The 19,550-nt window shown below is 71.1% G+C and carries 22 protein-coding genes and 1 pseudogene; 13 read left to right on the forward strand and 10 right to left on the reverse strand.

Features of this window, described 5'->3' with window-relative positions; all coding sequences use genetic code 11:
- Positions 1-10: 10 nt before the first annotated feature.
- On the forward strand, positions 11-382 hold the full coding sequence (locus AMYTH_RS0129585; RefSeq protein WP_209440798.1) for a hypothetical protein: 372 nt from the start codon (positions 11-13) through the stop codon (positions 380-382).
- Between the two features lie 2 nt (positions 383-384).
- On the opposite strand, the gene AMYTH_RS0129590 is transcribed toward AMYTH_RS0129585, so the two are convergent.
- Entirely contained in the window at positions 385-1,074 is a 690-nt protein-coding gene (locus tag AMYTH_RS0129590) for a leucine-rich repeat domain-containing protein (RefSeq protein WP_027933287.1), read from the reverse strand.
- A gap of 79 nt (positions 1,075-1,153) precedes the next feature.
- Between AMYTH_RS0129590 and AMYTH_RS0129595 the strand changes: the two genes are divergently transcribed.
- The gene (locus tag AMYTH_RS0129595; protein ID WP_027933288.1) at positions 1,154-1,519 is read left to right on the forward strand and encodes a hypothetical protein; all 366 of its coding nucleotides are present in this window, start codon (positions 1,154-1,156) and stop codon (positions 1,517-1,519) included.
- 52 nt (positions 1,520-1,571) lie between these two features.
- Here the strand turns inward: AMYTH_RS0129595 and AMYTH_RS0129600 are convergent, their stop codons facing one another.
- Entirely contained in the window at positions 1,572-1,847 is a 276-nt protein-coding gene (locus AMYTH_RS0129600; RefSeq protein WP_027933289.1) for a GlsB/YeaQ/YmgE family stress response membrane protein, read from the reverse strand.
- 105 nt (positions 1,848-1,952) lie between these two features.
- On the opposite strand from AMYTH_RS0129600, the gene AMYTH_RS0129605 reads away from it, so the two are divergent.
- Positions 1,953-2,273 carry an ArsR/SmtB family transcription factor gene (locus tag AMYTH_RS0129605; protein WP_027933290.1) on the forward strand — a complete coding sequence of 107 codons (321 nt, stop codon included), beginning with the start codon at positions 1,953-1,955 and terminating at the stop codon, positions 2,271-2,273.
- The gene (locus AMYTH_RS0129610) at positions 2,270-2,767 is read left to right on the forward strand and encodes an SRPBCC family protein (RefSeq protein ID WP_027933291.1); all 498 of its coding nucleotides are present in this window, start codon (positions 2,270-2,272) and stop codon (positions 2,765-2,767) included. Before AMYTH_RS0129605 ends, AMYTH_RS0129610 begins: the two co-directional genes overlap by 4 nt.
- 14 nt (positions 2,768-2,781) lie before the next feature.
- Here AMYTH_RS0129610 and AMYTH_RS0129615 read toward each other — a convergent pair whose 3' ends face one another.
- The 4 genes from AMYTH_RS0129615 to mug form a co-directional block, all read right to left on the reverse strand.
- Complete coding sequence (locus tag AMYTH_RS0129615) at positions 2,782-3,198, reverse strand: YciI family protein (RefSeq protein WP_027933292.1); 417 nt, start codon at positions 3,196-3,198, stop codon at positions 2,782-2,784.
- A 164-nt stretch (positions 3,199-3,362) separates the two neighbouring features.
- Positions 3,363-5,204 carry an acyl-CoA dehydrogenase gene (locus AMYTH_RS0129620; protein ID WP_027933293.1) on the reverse strand — a complete coding sequence of 614 codons (1,842 nt, stop codon included), beginning with the start codon at positions 5,202-5,204 and terminating at the stop codon, positions 3,363-3,365.
- A gap of 129 nt (positions 5,205-5,333) precedes the next feature.
- Positions 5,334-6,107: a response regulator transcription factor gene (locus tag AMYTH_RS0129625; protein ID WP_027933294.1), complete on the reverse strand. Its 774-nt coding sequence runs from the start codon at positions 6,105-6,107 to the stop codon at positions 5,334-5,336.
- 200 nt (positions 6,108-6,307) lie between these two features.
- Entirely contained in the window at positions 6,308-6,862 is a 555-nt protein-coding gene (gene mug / locus AMYTH_RS0129630; protein ID WP_037322767.1) for a G/U mismatch-specific DNA glycosylase, read from the reverse strand.
- Here mug and AMYTH_RS0129635 point away from each other — a divergent pair.
- The 4 genes from AMYTH_RS0129635 (at position 6,861) to AMYTH_RS0129650 (ending at position 9,095) form a co-directional block, all read left to right on the forward strand.
- The gene (locus AMYTH_RS0129635) at positions 6,861-7,229 is read left to right on the forward strand and encodes a VOC family protein (protein ID WP_027933296.1); all 369 of its coding nucleotides are present in this window, start codon (positions 6,861-6,863) and stop codon (positions 7,227-7,229) included. The genes mug and AMYTH_RS0129635 overlap by 2 nt on opposite strands.
- Before the next feature lie 135 nt (positions 7,230-7,364).
- Positions 7,365-8,354 (forward strand): class I SAM-dependent methyltransferase, encoded by a 990-nt coding sequence (locus tag AMYTH_RS0129640; RefSeq protein ID WP_027933297.1) that lies wholly within the window; start codon positions 7,365-7,367, stop codon positions 8,352-8,354.
- Between the two features lie 18 nt (positions 8,355-8,372).
- Entirely contained in the window at positions 8,373-8,657 is a 285-nt protein-coding gene (locus AMYTH_RS45915) for a class I SAM-dependent methyltransferase (protein ID WP_037324103.1), read from the forward strand.
- 255 nt (positions 8,658-8,912) lie between these two features.
- Entirely contained in the window at positions 8,913-9,095 is a 183-nt protein-coding gene (locus AMYTH_RS0129650) for a hypothetical protein (protein WP_027933298.1), read from the forward strand.
- On the opposite strand, the gene AMYTH_RS0129655 is transcribed toward AMYTH_RS0129650, so the two are convergent.
- Positions 9,030-9,659 carry a VanZ family protein gene (locus AMYTH_RS0129655; RefSeq protein WP_017985802.1) on the reverse strand — a complete coding sequence of 210 codons (630 nt, stop codon included), beginning with the start codon at positions 9,657-9,659 and terminating at the stop codon, positions 9,030-9,032. The genes AMYTH_RS0129650 and AMYTH_RS0129655 overlap by 66 nt on opposite strands.
- A 171-nt stretch (positions 9,660-9,830) precedes the next feature.
- Between AMYTH_RS0129655 and AMYTH_RS0129660 the strand changes: the two genes are divergently transcribed.
- Positions 9,831-11,531 carry a bifunctional metallophosphatase/5'-nucleotidase gene (locus tag AMYTH_RS0129660; protein ID WP_051362853.1) on the forward strand — a complete coding sequence of 567 codons (1,701 nt, stop codon included), beginning with the start codon at positions 9,831-9,833 and terminating at the stop codon, positions 11,529-11,531.
- On the opposite strand, the gene AMYTH_RS0129665 is transcribed toward AMYTH_RS0129660, so the two are convergent.
- Entirely contained in the window at positions 11,515-12,231 is a 717-nt protein-coding gene (locus tag AMYTH_RS0129665; protein WP_410468320.1) for a flavin reductase family protein, read from the reverse strand. The genes AMYTH_RS0129660 and AMYTH_RS0129665 overlap by 17 nt on opposite strands.
- 169 nt (positions 12,232-12,400) lie before the next feature.
- On the opposite strand from AMYTH_RS0129665, the gene AMYTH_RS0129670 reads away from it, so the two are divergent.
- From AMYTH_RS0129670 to phoU, 3 genes are all read left to right on the forward strand, one after another.
- Complete coding sequence (locus AMYTH_RS0129670) at positions 12,401-13,141, forward strand: GGDEF domain-containing protein (protein ID WP_027933301.1); 741 nt, start codon at positions 12,401-12,403, stop codon at positions 13,139-13,141.
- A 2,083-nt stretch (positions 13,142-15,224) separates the two neighbouring features.
- Positions 15,225-16,613 (forward strand): LCP family protein, encoded by a 1,389-nt coding sequence (locus AMYTH_RS0129675; RefSeq protein ID WP_027933302.1) that lies wholly within the window; start codon positions 15,225-15,227, stop codon positions 16,611-16,613.
- 78 nt (positions 16,614-16,691) lie between these two features.
- On the forward strand, positions 16,692-17,357 hold the full coding sequence (phoU, locus tag AMYTH_RS0129680; protein ID WP_027933303.1) for a phosphate signaling complex protein PhoU: 666 nt from the start codon (positions 16,692-16,694) through the stop codon (positions 17,355-17,357).
- Between the two features lie 4 nt (positions 17,358-17,361).
- Here the strand turns inward: phoU and AMYTH_RS0129685 are convergent, their stop codons facing one another.
- Positions 17,362-18,003, reverse strand: a complete 642-nt coding sequence (locus AMYTH_RS0129685) for a GTP pyrophosphokinase (protein WP_027933304.1) — start codon at positions 18,001-18,003, stop codon at positions 17,362-17,364.
- Between the two features lie 22 nt (positions 18,004-18,025).
- Positions 18,026-18,919, reverse strand: coding sequence for an EamA family transporter (locus tag AMYTH_RS0129690; protein ID WP_017985794.1), 894 nt, complete (start codon positions 18,917-18,919; stop codon positions 18,026-18,028).
- 518 nt (positions 18,920-19,437) lie between these two features.
- On the opposite strand from AMYTH_RS0129690, the pseudogene AMYTH_RS50960 reads away from it, so the two are divergent.
- Positions 19,438-19,542, forward strand: a pseudogene (locus AMYTH_RS50960) (zinc-binding dehydrogenase); the annotation flags it as partial.
- Positions 19,543-19,550: the final 8 nt, after the last annotated feature.

Below are 19,550 nucleotides of genomic sequence, written 5' to 3' on the forward strand. Positions count from 1 at the left end.
GCATCCGGTGGTGGAGATCTTCGGACCGGTGCTGGACCTGCCGCGTCGCGCGGACGAACTCGTCGTTGACCCGGTGCGCCCGGTGCTCGACGCGTTCATGCGCGCGCTGCCCCACACGCTGCGAGACGTGGTTCGCCCGGAGGGCACCGTGGTGCGGGTCGTCCTCCACGACGGCGGGACGTGGCACGCCCGATCGGACGGGCAGCGCTGGCGGATGGCCACCGGGGGCGAACCATCCGCCAGTGTCACCATGCGGCCTGGCGACTTCTGGCGCCTGGCCACGCGGGGCATCTCCGTCGACGAGGCACGCCGTCGCGCGGACCTCGACGGCGACCGCGAACTCGCCGAGGCGGTGACCACCCTGCTGGCCGTGGTCGCCTGACCTCAGCGCAGCACGAGGCAGTCGTCGAGGTCGTCGAGCCAGTCCGGGGTCTCCAGCCACCGGTTCCAGCGCAGGTCGAGCTTCACCAGCGGCAACGCGGCGAGCCCGTCCGGCAGCGTGCGCAGCTCGTTCTCCCGCAGATCCAGGTACCGCAGGTCGTGCAGCTTGCCGATGGACGCGGGCAGCTCCGTGAGGTGGTTGCCGCGCAGGTGCAGCTCCCGCAGCTTGCTCAGCTCGCCGATGCTGTCCGGCAGCTCGTGCAGGTCGTTGCGGTACAGGCGCAGTTCGCGCAGCTCACGCAGGCCCGACAGGTCCGAGGGCAGCGACTTCAGCCCGTTGTCCGTCGCGCTCAGGTAGCGCAGCCGGCCGAGCCTGGTCAGCGAGTCCGGCAGGGTCGTCAGGCGGTTGTCCGAGAGGTACAGGTACTCGGTCAGGTTCGGCAGGTCGCCCAGCTCGGCGGGCAGTTCGGTGAGCTGGTTGTGGCCGAGGTCGAGGGTGTGCAGCGAGGTCAGCCGCGCGATGCCGGCCGGGATCGAGGTCAACCGGTTCGCGGCCAGGTTCAGCACGGCCAGCCGGTCGAGGTCCCACAGCTCGTCCGGCAGCTCGGTCAGCTCGTTGTCGTAGGCGCTCAGGTACTTCAGACCGGCGGGCAGCTCGGGCAGCCGGGTGAGGCCCTGGTGGTCGAGGTCCATCGGGGGAACATACCGGCGCGATCACTCCGCGCACGTTCCGATACCCTCCGTCACCGTTCTCGAGAGAGGGAGGATCCCCGTGAAGAAGTCCCTGGTCATGCTGGCGGCGGCCGCGGCGGTGGTTGTGCTGCCCGGGACGGCCACGGCCGCGGAGGGCGAGCCGGCCCTGGTGCACGCCTCGCCGCAGAACGGCTGCAAGCTGAACATCCGGGCGGCCGCGGACGTCGGATCGGCGCTGCTGCACACGCTGACCTGCACGAACTACACGACCTGCGTGCACGCGCCGGAGCGGGACCTGCCGTGCGGGCAGGTCGTCACGGGCGGGCAGTACACCTGCGTCGGAGCCGACGGCAAGCAGCTGACCGACAACCGGTGGGCCGAGGTGCTGTGGCGCTCGCCCCAGCAGTCGTTCGTGGCCGTCGGCTGCGCCGCGTTCCGGTCCTGAACGCGAACGTGCCCGGGAAGGCGGACCTTCCCGGGCACCACGTCCGGATGCGTTACCTGGTCAGTTTCCGTCGGCCGTACATCCCGCTGACCAGCGAGACCCCGATCGCCGCGATGACCACCTGCGTGATCAGCTCCAGCCAGTCGAAGCCCTCGGTGTCCGCGTAGCCGATGCCACGCGCGATCGCGGTGCCGATGAACGCCGCGACGATACCGACGATGATCGTGAGCCAGATCGGAATCCCCTGCTTGCCGGGTGCGATCAGCCGACCGAGCGCGCCGATGATCAAACCAACGACGATCGCGCTGATGATTCCACCGATTGTCATCGCAACTCCTTCAGCTTCGGTGTGCTTCCGGGGTACCTTCCCGCGCCGCGTTCAAACCCGCATATTTGCTAGCACTTATATACGTCTTGTGTAATACTTCGCGGGGTGGACGTCTTCGAAGCGGTGGCCGAGCCCAGCAGGCGCACCCTGCTGGACCTTCTGGCCCAGGGCGAGCTTCCCGCGGGTGATCTGGTCGCGGCGCTGCCCGGCCTCACCCAACCGGCGGTGTCCCGCCACCTGCGGATCCTGCGGGAGGTCGGGCTGGTCGAAGTTCGCCCGGACGGGCAACGCCGGATCTACGCGTTGCGCCCGGACGGCTTGGCCGAGATCGACAAGTGGCTCGGCCGGTACCGCCGCTACTGGGCGCGCCACCTCGATTCCCTCGAGCGCCACCTGGCGCGCAACCAGGAAGGACACCAGAAGTGAGCTCCGAGAACGGCACGATCGAAACCGACGGTGAGGCGGCGGTCATCCGCTTCGAGCGCCACCTGCCCTTCCCGATCGAGACGGTGTGGGCCGCGATCACCGATCCCGCGCAGCGGCGGGCGTGGTTCGGCGAAACGGTCCTGGACACCGAGGCGGGCACCATCGAGATGCTGCCCGAGGACCCGCCCGCGCCCGACGACGCCAAGCGCATGACCGGGCGCGTCCTGGTGTGGCAGCCGCCGCACGTGTTCGAGCACGAGTGGCGCCAGCGCATCGTCGAGGACAGTGTGGTCCGCTACGAGCTGTCCGAGACGCCGGAGGGCACCCTGCTGAGGTTCACCCACCGGGGCCTGTCGGTGCGCAACGCACGGGGCTTCATCCCGGGTACGCACGCCTTCTTCGACCGGCTGGCCGCCCACCTGGCCGGCGCCGAGCTGCCGGCCTGGGGGCAGCGCTACGCCGCCGTCGCCCCGGCCTACCCGTCCTGGACCTGACGCCCCGTCAGCGATCATTCGTGGCAGTGGGCCACGTCGGGCGGCTCGGCGAGGAAGGGGCGCAGCTCGAGCCATTCGTGGATCGGCTTCCCGCCCGCGCCGGGCGCGGCCGACAGCTCGCCGGCCAGCTCGACCGCACGCTCGTGGCTGTCCACGTCGATCACCATCCAGCCCGCGATCAGGTCCTTGGTCTCCGGGAACGGCCCATCGGTCACCGGCGGACGCTCCTCCCCGTCGTAGCGCACCCACGTCCCCTCCGGCGCCAGCGCCTGACCGTCGACGAACTCACCGGTCTCCTCCAACCGGGCCGCGAAATCCCGCATGTACTGCACGTGCGCGGTGACCTCCTCCGGCGTCCACTGGTCCATCGGCACGTCGTTGACCGCCGCCGGAGCGCCCCGGTAGTGCTTGAGCAGCAGGTACTTGGCCATGATCTTCTCCTCGGTGTGGTGCGGCCCATTCTGGCCGCGTTCGCACCGGGGACGGAGCCGATCGCGGGTTCTCGACACCGACGCACGATTTTTTTTCCGGCGAACACGCGGAAGGCCCCCTCGCGCTGGGCGAGAGGGCCTTCCGTGGGGGATCTACGGGGAGATCAGAACGCCGACTCCGGGACCTCCATGAGGTCGTTGTCGGCGGCCTCGACGACCGCGCGGCGCGCGGTCAGCTCGGGCAGCACCTGCTTGGCGAAGAACGACGCCACCGCGATCTTGCCCTGGTAGAACGCCTGGTCCTTGGCCGAGGCGCCGTCCAGCTTGGTCAGCGCGATCTCGGCCTGGCGCAGCAGCTGCCAGCCCACCAGCAGGTCGCCCGCCGACATCAGGAACCGGACGGTGTGCTGGCCGACCTTGTACAGGTTCTTGACGTCCTCCTGCGACGAGGTCAGGTAGCCGATCATCGCGCCGAGCATGCCCTGCACGTCCTCCAGGGCGCGCTTGAGCAGCTCACGCTCGTTCTTCAGCCGGCCGTTGCCCGCCTCGGAGTCGATGAACTTGGTGATCTCGTTCGCGATGTAGCCCAGCGCCTGGCCCTTGTCGCGGACGATCTTCCGGAAGAAGAAGTCCTGCGACTGGATGGCCGTGGTGCCCTCGTACAGCGAGTCGATCTTCGCGTCGCGGATGTACTGCTCGATCGGGTAGTCCTGCAGGAAGCCGGAGCCGCCCAGGGTCTGCAGCGACTGCACGAGCTGCTCGGTGGCGCGCTCGGAGCCGACGCCCTTGACGATCGGCAGCAGCAGGTCGTTGACCCGCTCGGCCAGCTTCAGCGACTCCTCGTCACCCTCACCGGTCCACACCTGGTCCTGGAAGGACGCGGTGTAGAGGTACACGGCGCGCAGACCCTCGGCGTAGGCCTTCTGCAGCATCAGCGAGCGGCGCACGTCCGGGTGGTGCGTGATGGTGACCCGCGGCGCGGTCTTGTCGGTCATCTGGGTCAGGTCGGCGCCCTGCACGCGCTCCTTGGCGAACTCCAGCGCGTTGAGGTAGCCGGTGGACAGCGTGGCGATGGCCTTGGTGCCGACCATCATCCGGGCGTACTCGATGACCTGGAACATCTGCGCGATGCCGTCGTGCACCTCGCCGAGCAGCCAGCCCTTGGCCGGGATGCCGTGCTGGCCGAAGGTCAGCTCGCAGGTGGTCGAGACCTTCAGGCCCATCTTGTGCTCGACGTTGGTGACGAACGCGCCGTTCCGCTCGCCCAGCTCACCGGTGTTGGTGTCGAAGTGGAACTTCGGCACGAGGAACAGCGACAGGCCCTTGGTGCCCGGCTTGGCCTCGATGCCCGGACCCTCGGGACGGGCCAGCACCAGGTGCATGATGTTCTCGGTCATGTCCTGGTCGGCGGAGGTGATGAACCGCTTCACGCCGTCCAGGTGCCAGCTGCCGTCCTCCTGCAGGACGGCCTTGGTGCGGCCGGCGCCGACGTCCGAGCCCGCGTCCGGCTCCGTGAGGACCATCGTGGCGCCCCACGCGCGGTCGATCATGATCCGCGCCCAGCGCTTCTGCTCCTCGGTGCCGTTGCGGTCGAGGATCATCGCGAAGTTCGGGCCCGCCATGTACATGAACAGGGCCGGGTTGGCGCCGAGGATCAGCTCGGCCGCCGCCCACTGCACGGTCGGGGGCAGGCCGAGGCCGCCGAGGTCGTTGGTGAGGCCCAGCCGCCACCACTCGCCGTCCCAGAGCTGCTGGTAGCTCTTCTTGAACGACTCGGGCAGGGTGGCCGAGAACGTCTTCGGGTCGTACACCGGCGGGTTGCGGTCGGCGTCGGCGAAGGACTCGGCCAGCGGGCCTACCGCGAGGTTGTTGAGCTCCTGCAGCGCGCCGCGCGCGGTCTCCTCGTCGGAGTCCGCGAGGACTCCCTTGCCGAGGCGCTCCTGGACGTTCAGGACCTCGAACAGGTTGAACTCGAGGTCTCGCACGTTGGACTTGTAGTGGCCCATGTCGTCGCTCCGTTGTCGATCGGGTTTCCGGCTGGGCGCATGCTGGTCCCCTACTGGCCGGTAACATCAGGATATTACCTGTGGGTAACCGCGGCAAGCGAAACCAGCCTGTTGTGACGCACGGATCCGCTACCGGGAGCGGTACTCGACCACCCCGGGAGCCGTCGAACCGGGCGAAACCCGCTGTTCCGGGCCGTCGTCGGGCTGGGCCACCAGGATCCCGGCGCGGAAGGCGATCGTCACGGCGTGCGTCCGGTCACGGGCGGAGAGCTTGCGCAGGATGCTCTTCACATGCGTGCGCACGGTCTCCACGGAGAGGTAGAGGACCTTCGCGATACCCGCGTTCTCCAGTCCCTCGGCGACGAGCTGCAGCACCTGGTACTCGCGGCGGGACAACGGCATCTGGGCGCGGCGCACCGCGGCGGCGCTGGCGGACTGGCGCGCCGCGGACACGAGGTTGGCCAGGGACGGATCGACGTAGCGGCGGTCGAGGTAGGCGCGGCGGATGCCCTCGACCAGGCGGCGTGACTCGGCCGAGCGCGGGATGGCGGCGTGCACACCGGCCGCGATGGCGTCGTGCAGGAACGCGGGGGTGCGGTTGGCCTCCCGGACCAGCGCGATCACGATCAACGCCGGGTCGCCGGCGATCAGCAGCTTGCTGAGGTGCCCGTGGGGGTCGAGGCCGGAGTCCACGAGGATGACGTCGGGATGGATCTGCTCGGCGAGCTGCAGCGCGCCGTGCGGGTTGATGGCCTGGCCCGCCCAGTGCATCCCCTGCGTGCGCTGCACGAGCCCGGACAGGCCCTCGCGGTAGATGGGCACCGGGTCCACAGCGGCGACACCCACGCTGCGGCCGGCCGGCGATCCCTGCGGCACCCTGCCGGGGTCGTTACTGCGCGTCATCACGAAAAGAACCTCGTCTCGGCAAGGCCGGCCGTGGGAGCAGCACCGCCCGGACGGTCCGCCCCCTCGACGTCCGCCCGGGCTACCGTGGCGCCTTGACCCGATCCTCCCTGCTGGAACCGGCCACGACCGACACCCGTCAATTGTCTGACCCGTCAGGGCCGTCCGCGTGACGCGGGTTCACCCGCTTGTGTCGCGCACTACTCTGAGTAAACCGAGTTCCGCAGGTCGGCGAATGCTTCCGCGAGTGTTGTCGGAGTCCAGTGTGCGTTGAGTCCACTCGGATTGGGCAGTACCCACACGCGTGTTTCACCGAGCGGATCCGGCTGGCGCCCGACGGTCGCCTTCGGACGGTCGAACGCCGTCCGGAACGCGGTGATGCCGACGACCGCGAGCCAGCGCGGCCGGTACTCCGCGACCTTCGCGGCGAGCCGGACGCCGCCGGCGCGGAGTTCGTCGTCGGTCAGCTCGTCGGCCCGCGCGGTGGCGCGGTTGACGACGTTGGTGATGCCGAGGCCGAGGTCGAGCAGTTCGTCCTGCTCACTGGGGTCGAACCGGCGCGGGGTGAAGCCGGACGCGTGCAGCGCGGGCCAGAAGCGGTTACCGGGGCGGGCGAAGTGGTAACCGGTGGCGCCGGAGTAGAGGCCGGGATTGATCCCGCAGAACAACACGTCCAGGCCGGGCCGGAGGACGTCCGGGATGGTCGTCCCCGCCGCTGCGGCGAGCTGTTCTCTGGTGGGTCGGGAGGAAGCCATGCGAAGCCGGATATTAGCCGTCGCCGTCGACTGCCACGACGCCGAAGCGCTCGCGCGGTTCTGGTCGCGCGCGCTCGGCTACCAGGAGATCCGGCGCTGGCGGGACGACAAGGGCGTCGAGTACGTCGACATCGGCTCCGACGACCAGGAGATGGTGGTGTTCCAGCCGGTCGGCGAGGACAAGGTCGTCAAGAACCGCCTGCACCTGGACCTGGTGCCGGAGGGAGGCAGCCAGGCCGACGAGGTCGCGCGGCTGGTCGAACTGGGCGCGCGGGTGCTGTCGGACGACGACGACCTGCCGTGGGTGGTGCTGGCGGACCCGGAGGGCAACGAATTCTGCGTGCTCCCGCCACGCCAGGCGGGCTAGGCTGTCCGGGTGTTCTGCGTGTGCGTGGCCTTGGACTGGTGGGCGCCGTCCGTGTGACGGCCGTTGTGACACCCACTTCGAGCCGTCTTCGGACGGCCGTGCCCCCGAAGGCGGCTCCCTGCCCTGGAGCCTTCCGTGGAACCCCCGATCGAAGTCGGCGCCGACCTGCGCCCTGAAGTAGCCGTCCGGCTGGCGTCGCAAGGCGTCCGCCTGCTGTGGCGCGACGATTTCCCGGCCGCCCGCCGCATGCTCGCCGCGATGGGCAAGCGCTTGCCCACGCGCTCGGCGGATTTCTACCGCTACCGCCAGTCCAGGCGGAACCGGGCCCGGGTGCTCGGCATGCTGCTGGTCGAACTCGGCCCCGACCTGCGGATCGACCTGCCGCGCGCGCCGGACGTGCGCGACGCGGTCCGGGCGGCGGGTGGCGCGCCGGGACTGGTGCCGCTGACCGAGCTGCTGGGCATGCTGAGCGCGCACGAGTGGCGGATGAAGGGTGTGCCCGTGGCGGCGCTGGGCGCGCGGATCCACCCGTACTACGGCGTGTTCTCGCCGACCCGCCAGGACTACGTCTCGCTGGTGGCCCGCGCGCCGCTGCCCGCGGTCCGCACGGCGTTCGACATCGGCACGGGCACCGGGGTGCTGGCGGCGGTCCTGGCGCGCCGCGGGGTGCCGGAGGTGGTGGCGACGGACATCTCGCCGGTCGCCGTGGCGTGCGCCAGGGAAAACGTGCGGCGGCTCGGGCTGCCCCAGGTCCGCGTGGTGGAGGCGGACCTGTTCCCGGACGGCCGCGCGGACCTCGTCGTGTGCAACCCGCCCTGGCTGCCCGGCGCCGCGCACTCCCCGCTGGACGCCGCCGTGTTCGACCCCGGATCGCGGATGCTGACGGGTTTCCTCGGCGGCGTGGCCGCGCACTTGGCGCCCGGTGGCGAGGCCTGGCTGGTCCTGTCCGACCTGGCGGAGCTGGTCGGCCTGCGCACCCGCGCCGAGCTGCTGGCTGGGTTCGCCGCCGCGGGCCTCACCGTGGTGGACCGGCTGGACGCCCCGCGCCGGCGGTACCCCGGCCGGGACCCGCTCGCGGAGGCCCGATCGCGGGAGGTGGTGTCCCTCTGGCGCCTGCGGCCCTGACCAGCTGACACTGGCCGGATGGACGCCACCACCGCCGACGGCTGCCCGGTCGAGGTCTACCGCCTGCTGCCCCCGTCAGGCGAAGCGGAGATCGCGCACCGGGCGGCCCCACCGGGCGCAGCGGTGCTCGACCTGGGCTGCGGCACCGGCCGCATCGCGCACCGGCTGATCGAGCTGGGCCACCCGGTCACCGCGGTCGACGACTCGCCCGAGATGCTGGCGCACGTCCGCGGCGCCGAAGCGGTCCAGGCACGCATCGAGGGCCTCGACCTCGGGCGGCGCTTCCCGGCCGTGCTGGTTTGACGCCGTCGCTGAAGGCGAGGGGTCCCAGGTCAGGCGCTCGTCGGCCCGCCCTGGGGCGTCCCCGAGGGGCCGCTGCTCAATGCGACCGTCCGCATCCGGGGACGCGGTCCGGTCTGGGGAGCAGCCATTCACCACCCACCGGCGGAGCGAGTTCGAGCCGCTGGTTCGCCGCGAAACGGACGGAGGTGGCGGATTCACCACGACGCGAGTACGGTATGTGATCTGCCACACAAGCACGACGCCAAAGGAGGCGGCGTGGAGTTCGCGATCGTCCTCGGGCTCGTAGTCCTGGTCTTCCTGGCGGCCGGCGTGGTCGTCACCTGGGAGGACCGGCGCGCGGCCAGGCGCAAGGCCCACCAGCGGGCCGCGGCCCTAGCGCGCCTCGGTGAGGTGGACCCGCTCGCGCCGCGCAGGCTCGCGGACCGGCTGGACCGCTGACCGCAGCACCAGGAACAGCGTGGCGGCGATCCAGCCAAGCGCGGCGCCCGTGGTGTTGGTGATCAGGTCGTCGACGTCGAAGATCCGGTACTGGAACGGCGCGGTCCCGAAGTTCGCGGTCAGCTGCGTGATCTCCACGGCCAGCGAAATCGCGAAGCCGAGCAGCACGCTCCCGGTGAACCCCCGCTTCCACAGCAGCCGCGCGAACAACCCCAGCGGCACGAACAGCAGCACGTTCAAGGTCATCTGCTCGAAGGCCGTCGTGGACAGCGCGTTGATCCCGTCCTCCACGGCCTCGCGCCGCGCGTCCGCGATCCACTGGAACGGCACCAGCTGAATGGTCTGGGCCAGCCGACGCCCGCCTGCGGTCGGCAGCGGCAGGAACGTCACGGCGAGCGCGAACGACGCGTAGGCGATCAGCGTGGCGGTCGTCACCACGCGCCCCGGCACGACCCGCCCGAACCGGACGTGCTGCAGCACCAGCTGCGGCACCAGCACGGTCCCCCAGATGGCGAGGAACCCGATCAGTCCGAAGTGGAGTGCGTTGACCTGCGCTGTCGTCATGCCTCGACGTTATGGCGACCACGGGGCCCGCCGGATCGGCCGAGAAGCCCGGCGACGATCACCGGCATCGGCCGAATGGCCGACAGTTAACCGGCCTTCCACCTTTCGGACCTGGTGATCGTTGCGCGGCGGAGGTTAGATCGCGCCGGTATGCCCCTGACCGGAGGAAAGATGTCCCCTTCACCTCGCGTGCTGCGACGTTGCGTAGCGGTCACCGCCGCGACGCTGGCCGCCGTCACGGTTTCGGCCGCGCCCGCCTCCGCGGCCCAGCCCGCCGGCACCACCGACGTCCGGCTGATCACCTTCAACGACTTCCACGGCAACCTCGAACCGCCGTCCGGCTCCTCGGGTCGCGTCACCCTCCCCGACGGCTCGACGGTCAACGCGGGCGGCGCGGCCTACCTGGCCACGCACGTCAAGCAGCTGGAGAGCGAGGTCAAGAACTCGATCCTGCTGTCCGCGGGCGACAACGTCGGCGCCTCGCCGGTGGCCTCCGCGCTGTTCCACGACGAACCGACCATCGAGTTCCTCAACGAGATGGGCGTGCAGGCCTCCGTCGTCGGCAACCACGAGTTCGACGAGGGCTACCAGGAGCTGCAGCGCATGCAGCTCGGCGGCTGCCACCCGACCGACGGCTGCCAGTTCCGCGACAGCTACCCCGGCGCGGACTTCCCGTTCCTCGGCTCCAACGTGTACTTCGACAACGGAGCGCCCGCGCTGCTGCCGTTCACCGTCGAGTTCTCCGGCGGCCAGCCGATCGGCGTCATCGGCGCCACGCTGAAGGACCTGCCGACGGTCGTCTCGGCCGAGGCGATCAAGGGCCTGGAGTTCGGCGACGAGGTCGAGGCGATCAACCGGACCTCCGGCTGGCTCGATCGGCTCGGCATCAAGGCCCAGGTCGTGCTGCTGCACCAGGGCGACAACACGCAGGGCGGCGGCCCGGACTCCTGCACCGTGAGCCCCGGCCCGGCCAGCCAGATCGCGAAGGGCGTCTCGGCGAGCGTCGACGCGATCTTCACCGGCCACAGCCACCAGCAGTACAACTGCTCGATCGCGGATCCGGCGGGCAACCCGCGCCCGGTGATCCAGGGGCTGTCGTTCGGCCGCCTGCTGTCGGTTGTGGACCTCAAGATCGACGAGCGGACCCGGGACGTCGTGCGCGGCGCGACCGTGGCGCACAACGAGATCGTCACCCGCGACGTCAAGCCCGACCCGGCCGTGGCCAAGCTGGTCGACGAGGCCGTGACCAAGGCGGCGCCGATCGCCAACGAGCAGATCGGGAGCATCACCGGCGACCTGAAGGCGGCCGGCGCCCCGTCCGGCGAGTCGGCCCTCGGTGACGTGATCGCCGACGCGCAGCTCGAGGCCACCACGGCCAACGGCGCGCAGATCGCCATCACCAACCCGGGCGGCATCCGCGCCGACCTGAACTACGCGTCCTCGCCCGCAGGCGAGGGCGACGGCGTGGTGACCTACGGCGAGGCGTTCACCGTGCAGCCGTTCGGGAACATCATGCAGACCATCACGCTGACCGGCGCGAACCTGAAGAACGTGCTCGAGCAGCAGTGGACCGCCACCACCACGCGGATCCTGCAGATCTCGTCGTCGCTGCACTACACCTACTCGGCGTCCGCGCCGGTCGGGTCGAAGGTGCGGGACATCACGGTGAACGGCACGCCGGTCGACCCGGCGGCGACCTACCGGGTGTCGGTGAACAACTTCCTCGCCGGTGGCGGGGACGGCTTCACCGAGTTCACCAAGGGCACCGACCTCGCCGGCGGCCCGGTGGATTTGGACGCGCTGATCGCGTACTTCGGCGCGCACTCGCCGGTCACGCCGCCCCCGGCGGACCGGATCACCGTCGTCGCGTAGTCCCGTTCCCGGTGTGCGGCTCGGGTTGTCCGGGCCGCACACCGGTTTTCGCGCGGTCGACGTCCGGGCTGCGGTACAGGATCTCCGGGATCCGGGCCAGTTCCGAGCGGCGCAGTTTGGCGCCCAGCCCGTAGAACTCCTGGAAGCTCATGATCAGCGGCCGCCACCGGTCCGGGTCGATCCGGTCGGTCGTGCCCGGCATGCGGATCTCGTCGTGCACGTGGACCTTCTGCACCCGTAGTTCGAAGCACAGGATGCCGCCGAGCTGCGCTTCGTCGTCCGCCGCGACCGGGTGGATCGCCTCCACGACAGCCTCCATGGCCACCGGGCACTCCGCGACACGCGGCGGCGCGACCGTCGACGACGGCACCGCGGTCAGCCCGGCCACCCCGAACTTGTCCGACTCGTAGCGGTATCCCCGGCGCAGCTTGGATTCCGGGACCTCGGCGGCGCCGGTGGTGCGGGCGAGCCGGTCGACCGCGTCGACCTCGCGGACGGACGGCAGGTTCAGCACGCATTCCCTGGTGCGCCGCAGGTTCCGCGCGGTCTGCGAGCGGGCGCCGATGCCGATGATCGCGCGCCAGCCCAGCCAGAACGCCGACGAGATCGGGGCGAGGTTGGGGGTGTCGCCGACCGTGCTGACGAGCACCACCGGCGTGCCGAAGTACAGGATGTTCGGCTCGATCTCCACGTGTGTCACGGTTTCAGCTTCACGATCCGCCGATGGCGCCGCTGGCGGGAAACGGACGCGTCGTTCGGACCCCGGCCGCCGCCACGGAGAGCGATCCCCGGTCGTCCCATTGAGCGATATTCGTGTTGGCCCGTATCGATTGCTCAAGACGCGCGTCTAACCAGACGACATGACTTGAATGACGGAGGTGGAAACGGTGACCTCGGAGCGGGCGCGGCCGGACGAGACCGACCTGCTGAGCCTGCACGAGGCTATCGCGGAACTGCACGCTTCGCAGGGCGACTTCCGCACGGCCTACGAGCACCTGAGGACCGCGCTGGGCATCGCGCGCACCGCCCGTCCGCAGATCCCGGAGCAGTTGCGCCGCGAGTTCGACCGCCTCCGCCGCGAGCGCGCCCAGGCCCGCGAGGAGAGCCTGCGGGATGCGCTGACCGCCGTGTACAACCGCCGTTATCTGGACAACCGGCTCGCCGACCTGCTCGGGGACGCGCGGACCCCGTTGGCGGTGGCCTTGATCGACATCGATCTGTTCAAAAGCGTCAATGACACGTTCGGTCACTTGATCGGTGACCAGGTGTTGCGGCGGGTGGCCGAGTTGTTGCGCGAAGGTGTGCCCGCGCCCGGGTTCTGCGCGCGTTACGGCGGCGAGGAATTCATGCTCGTGCTGCCGGAGGTCCAGCCGGGGACGGCGCTGCGGATAGCCGAGCACGCCCGGCGCCGGGTGGCGCAACACGCCTGGTCAGAGATTTGCCCCGGGCTTGGCGTGACGATCAGCGTCGGCGTTTCGCACGAGCCGGTGAGCGGCCCGGAACAGCTGCGGATGGCCGACGACCTCCTTTACGCCGCGAAGCACGCCGGGCGCAACCGGGTCGCGTACCGCGAACGCGGCGGAGTCCGCGTGCTTGAGCACTGTCAGTAATTGACGGCGGTCGTTTCCCCGTTTTGCCGGTGTGCGGCATCACCCCGTTTGTCGCACTCGGCCCACTTTGGCGCACGCTATGTAAAAAAATCAGCAGGAGGGTGTCGTCAGGACCCGCGAGTATCTCTACGATAACGATGCTCGCCGTCCCGGCGATGATCACTGAGACGGTCCCCTCCCGGCGGGCCGGCGCGACCGAGGGAGAGGAGACCGGGTGCCAGACGACCACGCCGCAGGCCCCGGTCACAGAGCCGACGACGACGCCTCCAACGGCCGGCGACGCAGGCGTTCCCTGGACACGCACGGCGGCATCAACGTTTCGGATCTGGTAGCCCAGCACACCGGATACCGCCCGCGGTTTGATGGCGCCCGGTCGAACGCGCACACCGCGCCCGCGGACCAGGCGCCGGCGGTGGCGCGCCGGAGCGCGCCCCCGGCCCGCCCGGAGCCGCGCGCGCCGGAGCCCCCACCGCAGCGCCGCTCCCCGGCAACCGGCCGCTCGGCTGGCGCGCCGCTGCCACCCACGCAGCAGCCCCGCCGGGCAGTACCCCCACGCCGGGGCGCCCCGGCCGGTGAGCCTTCGCCCGAGACCCCGAACCACCCGAGCGGCTTCACCCCGAAGCCGCCACCCGGTGCCGCGGAGGCGCCCGAGCCGTCGGGCAGGGCTGCCGCGCCGGGCCGCCACACCGGCGGTTTCGCGGAGGGGCCGGAGCCGTCGAACGGTGCCGCGCACCCGAGCGGCTTCACGAAGTCCCCGCCCCGCGCCGACGCCCGGCACGCGGGTGGTTTCGCCGAAGGGCCGGAGCCATCGGGCAGGGCTGCCGCGCCGGGCCGCCACGCGGGTGGTTTCGCGGAGGGGCCGGAGCCGTCGAACGGTGCCGCGCACCCGAGCGGCTTCACGAAGTCCCCGCCTCGCGCCGATGCCCGGCACGCGGGTGGTTTCGCCGAGGGGCCGGAGCCATCGGGCAGGGCTGCCGCGCCGGGCCGCCATGCGGGTGGTTTCGCTGAGGGGCCGGAGCCATCGAATGGTGCCGCGCACCCCAGCGGCTTCACGAAGTCCCCGCCCCGCGCCGACGCCCGGCACGCGAGTGGTGTCGCGGACGCTCCCGAGCCATCGGGCAGGGCTGCCGCGCCAGGCCGCCACGCGAACGGTTTCGCCGAGGCGCAGCCCTCGAACCGCGCGGCGGCGCCGAGCCGTCCCGCGGAACCGGCCCACCGGAACGGCGCCGCAGGCGCCCCGCAGCCACCGAGCCGCGCCGAGGCCCGCCACCCGAGCAGCTTCCTGGAAGCACCCCAGACCCCCGCGGAAGCGCCACGCCACCCGAGCGGCTTCGCGGAGGCCCCGAAGCCAAACGGCGCGGTGGCTCCTGTCCGCCGCGCGCCCGACCGCGCCGAGGCGCAGCACCCGAGCGGTTTTGCCGAGGTGCAGCCGTCCGGTCGTGCCGATGCCCCGCGCCGCCCGAGCGCGCCGCAGCCATCCGGCCGCGCCGACGTCCCGGCCCACCCGAGTGGCTTCGTGCAGGCCCCGAACGGCGCGGCGGCCCCTGCTCGCCGTGCGCCCCAGCCCGAGCGTGCCGACGCGCGGCACCCGAGTGGTTTCGCCGAGGTGCAGCCCTCTGGCCGTGTGGACGCCCCCCGGCATCCGAGCGGTTTCGCGGAGGCGCCGCAGCCTTCCGGTCGTGCGGACGCCCCGCGCCGACCGAGCGTTCCGACGCCTTCCGGCGGTGCTGCTGCTCCGGTGCATCCGAGCGGTTTCGTGGAAGCGCCGGGGCCGAACGGCGCGGCGGTGCCTGCTCGCCGCGCGCCCCAGCCCGAGCGCGCCGACGCCCGGCACCCCAGCGGTTTCGCCGAAGCGCCGCAGCCCTCGGCGCGTGCCGACGCCCCGCCCCGGCCGAGCGCGCCGCAGCCCAGCAAAGCCGAGGCGCCCCGCCCCAGTCCCACGCCTCCCCCCGCCAACCGCCGGGAGACGCCGGCGGACGACGCGCAACCCGACGCCACCCAGCTCCGCGACCCGGTCGAGCGTCCCGGCGGTCCGCGTCGCCCTGGGCGGGGGCGTTCGGTGAGCCCCGCGGACCGGCTGACGATGACCGACGAGCTGGAGCCCGTCGGCGATCACACCAAGGTCCGCCGCAAGATCGACAACACCCTGGCCCGCTTCGCGGCTGCCCACGAGGAGCTCGCCGCCGAGGAGGCCAAGCGCCAGGAGCGCCGCGAGCGCTTCATCGCGCGTCCGGTCGCGCTCATCGAGCAGACCCGCACCCGGCTGCAGCGCGTCGTCGCGCCGGTGAAGTCCGACGGGGCCGACGAGAAGGCGGCGCCGCAGACCCGCCTGCAGGAAAAGAAACAACGCCGCAGCGACCGGTCGATCCGCATCACCCGCATCGCCTGCGCGGTGCTCGCCGGGCTGATCTTCCTCGCCACCGGCGCGCTGTGGGGCACCAAGACCTGGTTCAACAGCAAGTTCAACCAGATCGCCGCACTCGACGAGAACTCCTCGGACATCCAGAACGCGGCAGGCCAGACCGGTGACGAGAACTTCCTCATCGTCGGCTCCGACACCCGCGCCGGCGCCACCGCCGAGGAGAACGTCGGCGACGCCGACACCGTCGGCGGCGCCCGCTCGGACACCATCATGCTGGCGCACGTCCCGGCCGACCGGAAGCGCGCGGTGATCGTGTCCTTCCCCCGTGACCTGGAGATCTCCCGGCCCGCCTGCGAGCGCTACGACGCGGCCGCGGGCACCTACACCAGCGAGATCGTCTCCGCGGCCACCAAGGTCAAGCTGAACACCGCGTACGCGGTCGGCGGGCCCAAGTGCCTCACCAAGTGGGTCCAGCAACTCACCGGTCTGCGCGTCAACCACTTCGTCGGCATCGACTTCGGCGGGTTCAAGGAGATGGTCGACGCGGTGCACGGCGTGACCGTGCACGTCGACAGCCCGATCCGGGACACCACCCTCGGGATGGTGATCGCCGAGACCGGCGACGTGACGATCTCCGGCGACCAGGCGCTCAGCTTCGTCCGCGCCCGCCACGTGGTCGGCGACCCGACCTCGGACTACGGCCGCATCAAGCGGCAGCAGCAGTTCCTCACCGCGCTGCTGCAGAAGGCGATGTCGCAGGGCGTCGTCACCGACCCGACGCAGCTCACGAACTTCGTGACCGCGTTCGCCCGCGCCACCTTCGGCGACAACATCGGCGTCGACCAGATGCTCACGCTGGCCCAGTCGATGAAGGGCCTGGACACCAGCAAGCTGAAGTTCCTCACCGTCCCGACCGTCGGCGAGCCGAACACCCGCGGCAACGAGGTGCTCCTGGAGACCAGGTCCAAGGAGCTGTTCCAGGCCCTGATCGACAACACCCCCCTGCCCGGCACCCCCGAATACGAGGCGGCGAAGGCGGCCGCGAGCGCGACCCAGACCCCGCCGACGAGCTCGTCGAAGCCGTCCGGTTCGACCTCTTCGGATTCGTGACAACTCGTTAGCGCCGGTTCATTCCCGGTTCACTTCGCGATGCGGCGATTGCCCCGAACGGGTCGTAGAGTGTGGCCCATGCGCGAGGCTTACCACGTCGAACTCGAAGACCTGGCCGCGAACCTGGCGGACATGTCGCTCCAGGCCGCGGCGGCCATGAAGAAGGCGACCCAGGCACTGCTCGAAGCGGACCTGTCCCTGGCCGAGCAGGTGATCGGCGACGACCAGAAGATCGACGACGCTCGTGCCGAGAACGAGGAGAAGGCGTACGCCCTGCTGGCGCTGCAGGCCCCGGTCGCGACCGACCTGCGGACCGTGCTGGCCGTGATCCACGCCGCGGAGAGCCTGGAGCGGATGGGCGACCTCGCCCTGCACGTCGCCAAGGCGGCGCGCCGCCGCCACCCGCAGGCCACGCTGCCCGAGCCGGTCCGGAAGTACTTCGCCGAGATGGGCGAGCTGGACGTCCGGCTGGCGGAGCAGGTCGCCGACGTTATCAAGAGCCGGGACGTCGAGGCGGCCCGCGCCCTCGAGGAAGAGGACGACCGCGTCGACGAGATCCACCGCCACCTGTTCACGGTGATCATGGACAAGGACTGGGAGCATGGGGTCGCGGCCGCCGTCGACATCACCCTGCTCGGCCGGTTCTACGAGCGGTTCGCCGACCACGCGGTGTCCGTCGGCAAGCGGATGGTGTTCGTGGCGACCGGCAAGATGCCCGGCTACGCCCACGACGAGGACATCTGACGGACTAGGACGGGCCGCCCTGCAGCCGCTGGTGCAGGGCGGTCATCCGCGCGTCCAGGTCGGCGGCGGTTTCCGCGGCGGCGCGCAGCTCGTCGGCGAAGTCGGCGGGCGCGGTGCCGGCGTACTTGTAGAACAGCTTGTGCTCGACGGCGGCCCAGAAGTCCATGCCGACCGTGCGCATCTGGATCTCCACCTTGACCCGCTCGACCCGGTCGGACAGGAACACCGGGATCCGCACGATCAGGTGCAGGCTGCGGTACCCGTTCGGCTTCGGCTCGGCGATGTAGTCCTTGGTCCGCACGACCTCGACGTCGTCCTGGCGGCCCAGCATGTCGGCGACGAGGTAGACGTCCGGCACGAACGGGCACACCACGCGGATCCCGGCGACGTCCTCGATGTGCTCGCGGATCGCCTCGATGCTGGGCTCCAGGCCCTTGCGGGCGAGCTTGTCGAGGATCGCTTCGGGTGCCTTGACGCGGCTCGCCAGGTGCTCGATCGGGTCGTGCTGGTTGGCGAAGTCGAACTCCTCGGACAGGATCCGCAGCTTGGTCATCAGCTCGTCGATGCCGAACTTGTAGACCATGAGTTCACGCTGGAGCGCTCGAAGCAGCGCAGCTGAGTGGCCGACTTCGTCGAGCACGGTCATGCGACCAGCCTACCGAGGTCAATCAGGGCGCATCCCGCACCGAGCGGGTCGCCCCGATCGAGGCCGCGACGACGCAGCAGATCGCCAGCCACTGCAGCGGGTGCAGCGCCTCCCCGAGCACCAGGAGCCCGGACAGCGCCGCGACGGCCGGTTCGAGGCTCATCAGGATGCCGAACACGCGCGGCGGGATCTTGCGCAGCGCCTCCAGCTCGAGCGAGTACGGGACGACCGACGACAGCAGCGCCACCGCGAGCCCGATCAGCAGCACCCACGGCGACAGCAGGCTCGTGCCGCTCTCGACCACACCGGCCGGCATCGCCGCGACCGCCGCGACGGCCATGCCCAGCGCAAGCCCCTTGCCCTCCTCGGTGCGCTTGCCGAGGGACGCGCTGAGCAGGATGTACAGCCCCCAGCACGCGCCGGCGACGAGCGCGAACACGATGCCGAGCATCGACAGGTCGCCCCGCGTCTCGGCGAGCAGCACGACGCCGCCCGCCGCCAGCAGCGCCCACAGCACGTCGAGCCAGCGCCGGGACCCGGCCAGCGCGACCGCGAGCGGCCCGAGGAACTCGATGGTGACCGCGATGCCCTGCGGGATGCGCGCCAGCGCCTGGTAGAAGGTCAGGTTCATGGTGCCGAGCACCAGGCCGTAGGCGAGGACCACCGGCAGCGCCCGCCGTCCCATGCGCAGCACCGGGCGCCACACGAGCAGCAGCACCACCGCGGCGAAGAACAACCGCAGCGCGACCGTCCCGGCCGGCCCGGCGACCGCGAAGAGCTGCTTGGCGAGCGACGCGCCCACCTGCACGCTGACGATCCCGATCAGCACCTGCAGCGGCGGCGGGATGGCGCCGAGCGCCCGCCCGGCCGCCGCGAGCGCCCGCGGTTTCGGCAACCGCCCGCCGACACCTTCCACGTAAACCTGAACCACGTCCCCGACGCTAGCGGCACCCACCGACAGTTCCCACCGGATTTGCCTCACTGCCCGCTGGACCTCCACGAACGTGGAGATCACCAGTCGGTGAGTGAAGGGACCACCGGCTCCGGGAACGGGACAGGTCGTGGTCGAGGTGGCGGACCTGCCCTCGCGCGGAGACCCAGATCCGCCGCGGCACCGACATCTGGCACGACCAGTCGCGTACGTGCTCGACAGCCTGGTCGCCGGGCGGTTGGACGCGGTCGGCGAGCAGGTCGACCAGGCCTGGCCGGGCCGCTGCACCGTTGGCTGGCACGGGCGAGGCCGGCGGCTTCGCCGAGCGGGCTGTGGCCGCGGTGGTCGACCTGTTCCCGGTGCCCGACGACCCGGTACTGCCGGAGGCCACGGCATTCCACAGCGACGGCAGCACGGCGCTTGGCTTGGTCGAGAACGCCGGGACCGCCGCAGGCGAGTGGGTGCTGGTCGAAGCGGCGGCCGGTGGGGCGGGCAGCCTGCTGGTGCAACTCGCCCAAGCCGCGGGCGCAAGGGTCGTCGGCGCGGCCGGTGGATCGCGGAAGCTCGACCTGGCCAGGGCGCTGGGCGCCGAGGTCGTGGTCGGCTATACCCAACC

This window comes from Amycolatopsis thermoflava N1165 (assembly GCF_000473265.1).
In the GTDB taxonomy this organism is placed as follows: Bacteria; Actinomycetota; Actinomycetes; order Mycobacteriales; family Pseudonocardiaceae; genus Amycolatopsis_E; species Amycolatopsis_E thermoflava.

What these genes read in the sequence shown, in the direction of transcription:
- AMYTH_RS0129590 (WP_027933287.1), bottom strand. Translation starts at nt 1,074, where the DNA reads ATGGACCTCGACCACCAGGGCCTCACCCGGCTGCCCGAGCTGCCCGCC.
- AMYTH_RS0129600 (WP_027933289.1), bottom strand. Translation starts at nt 1,847, where the DNA reads ATGACAATCGGTGGAATCATCAGCGCGATCGTCGTTGGTTTGATCATC.
- AMYTH_RS0129615 (WP_027933292.1), bottom strand. Translation starts at nt 3,198, where the DNA reads ATGGCCAAGTACCTGCTGCTCAAGCACTACCGGGGCGCTCCGGCGGCG.
- AMYTH_RS0129620 (WP_027933293.1), bottom strand. Translation starts at nt 5,204, where the DNA reads ATGGGCCACTACAAGTCCAACGTGCGAGACCTCGAGTTCAACCTGTTC.
- AMYTH_RS0129625 (WP_027933294.1), bottom strand. Translation starts at nt 6,107, where the DNA reads ATGACGCGCAGTAACGACCCCGGCAGGGTGCCGCAGGGATCGCCGGCC.
- AMYTH_RS0129635 (WP_027933296.1), top strand. Translation starts at nt 6,861, where the DNA reads ATGCGAAGCCGGATATTAGCCGTCGCCGTCGACTGCCACGACGCCGAA.
- mug (WP_037322767.1), bottom strand. Translation starts at nt 6,862, where the DNA reads ATGGCTTCCTCCCGACCCACCAGAGAACAGCTCGCCGCAGCGGCGGGG.
- AMYTH_RS45915 (WP_037324103.1), top strand. Translation starts at nt 8,373, where the DNA reads ATGGACGCCACCACCGCCGACGGCTGCCCGGTCGAGGTCTACCGCCTG.
- AMYTH_RS0129655 (WP_017985802.1), bottom strand. Translation starts at nt 9,659, where the DNA reads ATGACGACAGCGCAGGTCAACGCACTCCACTTCGGACTGATCGGGTTC.
- AMYTH_RS0129660 (WP_051362853.1), top strand. Translation starts at nt 9,831, where the DNA reads ATGTCCCCTTCACCTCGCGTGCTGCGACGTTGCGTAGCGGTCACCGCC.
- AMYTH_RS0129670 (WP_027933301.1), top strand. Translation starts at nt 12,401, where the DNA reads ATGACGGAGGTGGAAACGGTGACCTCGGAGCGGGCGCGGCCGGACGAG.
- AMYTH_RS0129675 (WP_027933302.1), top strand. Translation starts at nt 15,225, where the DNA reads ATGACCGACGAGCTGGAGCCCGTCGGCGATCACACCAAGGTCCGCCGC.
- phoU (WP_027933303.1), top strand. Translation starts at nt 16,692, where the DNA reads ATGCGCGAGGCTTACCACGTCGAACTCGAAGACCTGGCCGCGAACCTG.
- AMYTH_RS0129685 (WP_027933304.1), bottom strand. Translation starts at nt 18,003, where the DNA reads ATGACCGTGCTCGACGAAGTCGGCCACTCAGCTGCGCTGCTTCGAGCG.